This is a genomic window from Chrysiogenia bacterium (assembly GCA_020434085.1).
Classification (GTDB): domain Bacteria; phylum JAGRBM01; class JAGRBM01; order JAGRBM01; family JAGRBM01; genus JAGRBM01.
In genome coordinates this window covers 1-7,767 of record JAGRBM010000527.1, presented here as the reverse complement: position 1 = coordinate 7,767, position 7,767 = coordinate 1, and the positions used below count along the sequence as shown (strand labels likewise).

Annotated in this window: 2 protein-coding genes; both read left to right on the top strand. The window is 61.5% G+C overall.

Translation table 11 applies throughout. From position 1 onward, the window contains the following. Positions 1-616: 616 nt before the first annotated feature. Positions 617-6,184, top strand: coding sequence for a hypothetical protein (locus KDH09_17660; protein MCB0221529.1), 5,568 nt, complete (start codon positions 617-619; stop codon positions 6,182-6,184). 181 nt (positions 6,185-6,365) lie between these two features. Beyond that, positions 6,366-7,718, top strand: coding sequence for a hypothetical protein (locus tag KDH09_17655; protein MCB0221528.1), 1,353 nt, complete (start codon positions 6,366-6,368; stop codon positions 7,716-7,718). Positions 7,719-7,767: the final 49 nt, after the last annotated feature.

Sequence of the window (7,767 nt, the reverse complement as noted above, 5' to 3'; positions counted from 1 at the left end):
CGACGATGAGCTCGCGGTCGCTCCATGCACGCAGATAGGCCTCAGCCGGATCGGTCAGCAGCACCGCCAGCAGCGGCCCAACCCAGAAGGCCAGCAGCGCGGCGCTGATCAGCGAAAATGCCAGATAAAGGCGCATGTGCGGCAAACTGTCCCTTCGACCCACGCAATCGCATTGCGGCGGAAAACCCGTGCGATCGAGATATTGAACAATCGCGCCGAAAGCAAGTTTCCCACGGATGTGCCGGGGGCTCCGCTTTGTTCAGTCTCGTACAGTAAAACTGAACGAGTTTGCTGAAAAAAATACCAAAATGTGATCAAAAGCATTTCTATCTACACGTTTCTGTTCCATATTTGCTGCTCATCCGGAATGCTGAGCGGAAGGGAGATAAGCCAGCAAACCACAAAATAGTGCCTCAGATCGCGAATTTGAGGCGTTGCGGTCGGATTGGGCTTGTGGTGTTTTCTGTTGATACAGATTGAAGCCACAGTACGCCAGTCGCTGGTTTTGATTTCCTCGCGTATTGTTAGTGATTCCGATGTTTAATTGTAGGTGAATCGCACTGTTCCCGGGCGGGAGCAGTGCATAAGGCTTATTTGCAGGGAGTAATTGGGGAATATGAAAAGACTCATCGTTGTTGGCCTCGCGGCGTTCTTCGCCCTCACTTCGTCGGCTTATGCCGCCGGAACACTCTGGAATAACAATGGCTGGCTCTGGCACGACAACCAGATGCCCGCGCCGGTGCTGGCAGGCGACCTGCTGACCCCGGCAAACATGGACGACGCCGAAGTCCTTCCCGTTCCGCCCGACGGCTGCGCCCTCGATGTGGGCCTTAGCCTGGGTTCGGTGACCTACAACGGCGACGATGTCTCCGAGGTGGATATCTGCGAAGATGGCTACATCATCGAGGACATCAGCACCGGCGAGGGTGGCCCCAAGCGCCCCCCGATGGTGCCGGTCAACCGCTCGCTTCCCGACCCGCGTTTTGACGGTGAAGCGGCATTTCTGCCCTTCTTCGACGATCTTCAGGCAACCCCGAACTCGGTCGTGCTGCTCAACACCGACTACACCTGTGGCAGCAACAACTGCACCACCATCGAGTGGAAGAACTTCGCGCTGGCAGCCCGCCCGACCGCGCGCGTTCGCTTCCAGGTTACCTTCGTCGACCGCTCCAGCGGCGACGGGGCGGTGATTTTCAACTACATCTCCATCACCGGCACGACCGGTGAATCGGCCACCGTGGGCATGCAGAGCGCCGACATGGACGGCCTGCTGACCTACACGGCCAACTCCGCCAACACGATCATGAGTGGCCTGGTCGTCGCTTTTGCCGACGATCCCGACAACGACGGCCTGAACACGGTCTTCGAGGACGCCGACAACGACAACACCGTTGACGCGACCGAGAGCGACCCCAACGATCAGGACTCCGACAACGACAACGTGTTCGACGGCGGTGAAGTGCTGGCCGGGACCGATTTCAACGACGGTGGCGACCCCAGCACCGTGACCGACTCCGACATGGACGGCCTCTCCTCGCTCGACGAGAACTTCTTCGGCACGAGCGACGATGACGACGATTCCGACGGTGACTCGGCGGCGCGCATCGAGCGGGTCTCGATCACCAGCGTGGTCAACAGCACGACCTACACGGTCACCATCAACGGCAACGCCTACGACATCACCAGCGATTCCGACGCCACCGGCCCGGAAATCCGCGACGCGCTCATCGCCGACATCAACGGCGGCAGTGACGCGACCGCGATCGCCTTTGGCGCCCGCGGCCTCGATGTGATGGCGCCGGTTGCCGGCACCGACTTCATGAGCTTCATGGTCGGAGCAAATCTCTCGACCACCACTTGGGTCAGCAACTCCGACTGGAACGACCTTGCCGAGGTCAATGCCGGCTCGGACCCGATGATCGCCGACAGTGACGGCGACGGATACAACGACGGCTACGAAGACGGCTGGGGCAGCGACGAGAGCGATCCCACGGACTGGCCGGAAGTCAACATCCCGGGCTCCAACGAGGGCAAGCAGCTCACCGCCGTTCGTGACTCCAACGGCAATTTCCACGTCCTCAAGGGTGAGGAAGATGAGAATCTCGTCTACATGATGCTCGACCCCCGTGGTGGCATCCTGATTGACGATACCGACCTTGCCGATGAGATTCCTTTCTTCGGCAGCAGCGATGAAATCCAGCGCCTGGTTGCCGGAATTACGCCCACGGGCGCGATCCTGTTCGTGGCCAGCGTGGATCCCAGCGTCAATGACTGCGATTTCGTGTTCTTCGGACGCATCGAGCCCGCGCTCGATTCCCAGGATGGCAATGCCGCCGATCCCGAAGTCATTCTGACCGCGCTCTCTGGCATGCCCGATGGCGGTCTGGGCGATTGCGGTGCGAACAGCGCCGAGTCGTGGGATGGCCATCCGGATCTGGCGGTCGACGCCGCCGGCAATGCCCACATCACCCTCGAGAATCACGAGGGCACCGGTCCTCGCGATTCAGGCGACATGACGCAGGCCCTCTACTTCCGTCTCAACGGCACGAACGGCCAGATTCTCAACCAGGTGGTTCTGGGACAGGCCGGTCGTCACGACCGCATGCGCCCGCGTGTAGTCACCGAAGGCGCCGGCGTGGCCCACGTCGTCTGGCAGGAAATGAATGCCAACCCCGGTGAGGGCACCATGTATGCCCGCTTTGTCAACGGCGTGAAGGTCTTCGGCCCGCAGCTCATCATCAAGGGCTGGACCGAACGCCGTGCCATGGTGGCGCTCGGCGGCTCGGTCTTCATGCTCGTGGGCGGCAATGACATCGTCTACAAGAATGTGGATTCGGACTATGTGGCAGCCCATGGCGAAGCGGTCCCGCTTCACTTCGGTCTGATCAGTGGCGGTGCTTACACCAGCCAGGTGATCGATACCCGCCACTCGATGGGCTCAACCTCCACGCAGCTCATCCGTCTTTCCAATGGACAGTTTCTGGGGCTGTGGTACGACGATAATGGCCTGAGTGACAGCTTCTGGGCGACTGTGAATGCCAATGGCGACCTCACCAGCGCGCCCTACATTTCGTCGAGTCAGGATGACCCCTATGAAGAGGGCAAAGCGCAGTGGAAGACCATTTCGGAGTTCGGCGGCGTCCTCTCCTACCTCTATTCGACCAGTGGTGAGCTCTATCTGAGCCAGTTGCCCATGACTTCGCTCCGCCCGGTGACCAGCGGTGGCCGCGCGCTTCGCCGGATCTTTGATGGCAAGACCTACCGCATCATCGGTGTCGGCGGCGGCACGAGCAACGGTTGCGTCATGAGCCCCGAGGGTTCGAACGGCCTTTCGCTGGCGCTGCTGGCCCTGGCAGTGCTCGGCATGTTCTTCAACGAGACGCGCAAGCGTCGCAATGGAAATGGAAGCATGATCAAGAACTTTGTCATCATGTTCGCGGCCCTTGCGGGCGTGCTGTTTGCCGGCAATGCCTTTGCCGCCAGCGGTTTCGTGGACGGAAATTCCCAGCTCTGGATCGACAACACGGACTCGGGGGTCTCGCTCGACGATGCCGATTCGATCGCCGTCGACATGACCGGCGCGACCGAGCTTCTGGTCGAACCCGACGGCTGCGATGAGGACGTCGACATCGGTCCGAGCGTAACCAACCCCTACACGGGAAGTACCGACGATTATGATATTTGCGAAGACGGTTACATCGTCGCCACCGAAGGTGGCGTGGTGGTTCCGGTCAACCGCGGTCTGCCCGACATCCGCTTCAACAGTGACGAGGCCATTCTGGTCTACTTCGACGACCTCCAGCAGACGGTCGGATCGAGCATCCTGCTGCTGGCGAACTACGATTGCGGCGCCTTCACCTGCGGCACGATCCAGTGGACGAACATGGCGCTGGCGTCGAACCCCGACGCCCGCCTGACCTTCCAGCTCACACTTTCGAGCAACGGATCCATCCGCTTCAACTACGTGAGCATGATGGGGACGGGCGCCGACGGTTCGTCTGCCACCATCGGTCTGCAAGATGACAGCGCCGATTACTGGAATCTTTATTCGCACAACACGGCCTCGGTTTCCGACGGGCTGGCGATCATGTGGGACGACGACGGTGACTACGACGGCATTCACGATGCCTTCGAAGACGCCACCCGCCAGGTCGACCGCGTTCATGTGGATACCGTTGCCAACAGCACGACGTATACCGTGACTCTCAATGGTACGGCCTTCGCCATTACCAGCGATGGCAGTGCCACCGTGAACGAGATCCTCAACGCGCTGGCCAACTGCATCAACACGCCGGCGACGCTTTGCAACACAATCCCGACCATGGCGCAGCCCGTGACTGCCAGCAACAGCTTCAGCACCCTGTTCCTGGAGTCCGATTCCACCGGTACGGCCTTTACGCTCGCCGTCTCGGCGAACCTGATGACCTCGAGTGTGACGGGCAACAAGGCACAGGTCAGCGACGACACCGATCGCGACACCGACGATGATGAGGTCTTCGACGGTGGTGAAGTCCTGGCCGGCACCGATCCCGATGACGACGCCGACCCCGCAACTGTGGTCGATGCGGATGACGACGGCATTTCGGCCCTCGACGAGACCTTCTTCGGCTCCAGCGACGATGCCGAGGACTCCGACGGTGACGGCCTGAGCGATGCCAACGAGCTCATCGGTTTCGATCCGCCGCTCAATCCGGCCAGCGACGACACCGACGGCGACGGATTTACCGACAACCTCGATGCCAACAATGACTCGGATGCCCAGAACCCCAACGACATTCCGTATATTGAGTACGATCTGGATGACACCTGGGGCGGCGATGAGACCGACGACGCCGGCATGCTCAGCCACGTCCGCGACTCCAAAGGCAACTTCCACATTGTTTACTGCGAGGACGACGGAGACGGCCCGGCCTACATGATGCTCTCGCCCACGGGTGAGGTGCTGATCGCTCCGACGTCGCTGATCCAGGTGACGGCCGGACTCTTTTTCGACGACGACAGCTACGCTGACAGCCAGCGCATCCTGGTGGCACTGCTTCCGGGGGACGAGCTCCTCTTTGCGGTCGGCCATGACAACGGTGACGGTAGCGGCGTTGATGACGAGGAAGCAGGCCGCATCAGCTACGGCCGCATGAATCCGAATCTCGTTCCGAAGACCGGCGGTTCGGTGGATCCACACACCCTGGTTGTCTGGAGCCGCCTGCTTGAGCCGGTGCATGGCAATGACTCGACCGACATGCACTTCGACATCGCTGCCGACGTAGCCGGAAACGGCCACCTGGTCTATGAAACCCGTGGCGGCGCGCAGTTGGGGGCAAGTTCGAGCTGCAGCTGCGGCCCGGTCACCGAGACCTACGTGCGTTTCGACGGCAAGACGGGTAAGGTTTTGAACTCCGACTCCTTCTACACCTCGCCGCGGCACCGCATCATCCGCGGCCGCGTGACGACGCAGGGTACCAGTGCCTACATCGTCTACAAGCAGGGCTTCGATGGCGTCTACTTCACGCGTTACGACAACGGCGTGCTCGGGCTTCCGCCGGTTCGCCTGATGAACGGGTTCCGCGAGACGGTGGAGATCGCCTTCCAGCGCGGCCGCCTCTTCTTCGTGGGAACGGGTGGTGAAACGGCCGATCCGAGCTACGCCATCGGCGGCGCCTCACGCACCTCGATGCTCTTTGGCGAGATCAACCCGATGAACGGTGACTTCAAGGCCTATCCCATCGATGATCGTCCGCCGGAGGCGACCGATTACACGACTCGCACGGAAATCGCCCCGATGAGCGATGGTAAATTGCTCATCAGCTGGTATGACGACGTCGTGGATCAGCCGATCTGGGCGATCGTGGATACCCAGGGCAACCTGATCAGCCGTCCCTACTACCGTGACGCAGATGAGCAGGCCAATGCCGACAAGGGCTACTTCCACACTATCTCCGAGTGGAACGGCGTCCTGGCGAGCCTGAACAGCATCGACAGCGAGAACAGCATTTCGCTTTCGCTGATTCCGGCTTCCCGGCTGCTGCCGACCGGCATCACCGCCATCGTGGGCGGCGCGCCGGGCACGACCAGTGAGGGCTGCACCATCAACCCGACCGCCGAGAAAAGCGGTTCGAGCGTGGCGCTGCTCATCCTTGCCGTGGCACTGGCCATGGGCTGGGAGCGTCGCCGCCGCGCGCGTGGCTAGCCCCGGCTTTTTGTGAGCCTTTGCATTGGGGCGAATCCTTCGGGATTCGCCCCAATTTTTTTCGCCCCTGTGCGCGCTGATTCCTGCACACGGGCCCTGCAGTGGCGATTTTTCGTGCTAGGATTCCCGCGCGCCGGCGCCCGCCATGGCAGGCGGAGCCCGGCCCCGAGGTGATTGTTCCATGAGCGTGCGCCGCACCCTCCTGATAGGTATTTCCGCTGCGATCGTGGTCGCCGGCGGGCTTGTCTGGCGCCATGTGAGCGCCGCTCCCTCGTGGCAGTGGCTCGCGACCCAGCTTCCCGGCGATCTGCGCCTGGAGGGCGCCCAGGGCTCGCAGAAACTCGTCTGGGAGGGCCTCTGGCCTGATCAGACGCTCCGCTTTTCCAGCCCACGAATTGATCCCCTCTGGTTGCCCGCTCTCTCCGGAAAGCGCGGCAGCGAGTATCACGGCGATGACGCTGTTTCGGCCCGTCCGGGTTCCATTAAGCTCCGCCGCCAGTTCTTCGAGCCCTCCGCCCAGCGATTGCCGCTGATCGACTTGCAGGCCGAGCTGGGTGGAAAGCTCACCGGGGCGCTGCCGCTTCTGCGGCAGATCGACGTGATTGGCGAGTGGAGCCTCGATGCCTACGGGCGGGCCACGGACAATGCCAGCATGGAGTGGGACGGGGAATTGGCGCTTGGCAATGCGACGTTTTCCTTTGGTCCCGAGGATCGTGAGCGCGCGCTGGGCACACTGCTGCTCGAGCGCGTGGAGGCAGAATACGAAGTGCGCGGCATCGACCTGACGCTCACAGCGCTGCGGGGCACTGGTCCTGGAATCGAAGTGCAGGGCACTGGCAGTGTCCGCGTCGTCTCGCCGCCAGAGAAGTCCCAGCTCGATCTGAGCTTCACGATTGATCGCAAGGAAGGCTCGCCCGCGCTGCGGGTCTCGGGCTGGGACGCCGCGATCACGGATGCCGAGACTCTTACCGTGGATATCAAGGGCACGGTTGGAAATCCGGTTTTCATGGTCAACGGTTTCGTGCTCGTCGAACAGCTCTTCCGTCCTTTTGAACCGCTGGCCTCGAGTGAGCCGCAGAGTATGACACAGGCGCTGGCCAGCACGGCGGCAGAGTCCCTGAAGTTTGAGCCTGAGGAATCCCAGGAGCTTCCCGAATACGCCGAACTCAGCGAGTCCGACATCGCAAAGCTGAAAGCTCTGGTGGAACTCGAGAATCCGCGTACCAGCCGCTCCGGCAGTGAAAAATCCATCAAGAACACTGCCTGGGGGCAGCGTCGCCGCCAGATGAAGCGCGACTTCAAACGGCAGCTCAAGAAACTCAAACGCCAGATCAGTGAAGAAGGCCTCGAGGAACGGGAGGTGCTCGGAAGAAAGCCCACGCGCACCTACATGGATTACATTGACCGGACTCTGATGGAAGAGTTCGGCGCCCCGCCCGGTGAGGCGGAAATCGATGAAGCAGACCAGCGTGCCGCCGAAGAAAAGGCCGCGCGTGAGGCGGCCCGCGCGGCCGCTCAGGAAGAGGCGAGATGAACCGGAAGATTCGTGGCTCGATCTTGATGCTGGCAACCTTGCTTGTGCT

What these genes read in the sequence shown, in the direction of transcription:
- KDH09_17655 (MCB0221528.1), top strand. Translation starts at nt 6,366, where the DNA reads ATGAGCGTGCGCCGCACCCTCCTGATAGGTATTTCCGCTGCGATCGTG.
- KDH09_17660 (MCB0221529.1), top strand. Translation starts at nt 617, where the DNA reads ATGAAAAGACTCATCGTTGTTGGCCTCGCGGCGTTCTTCGCCCTCACT.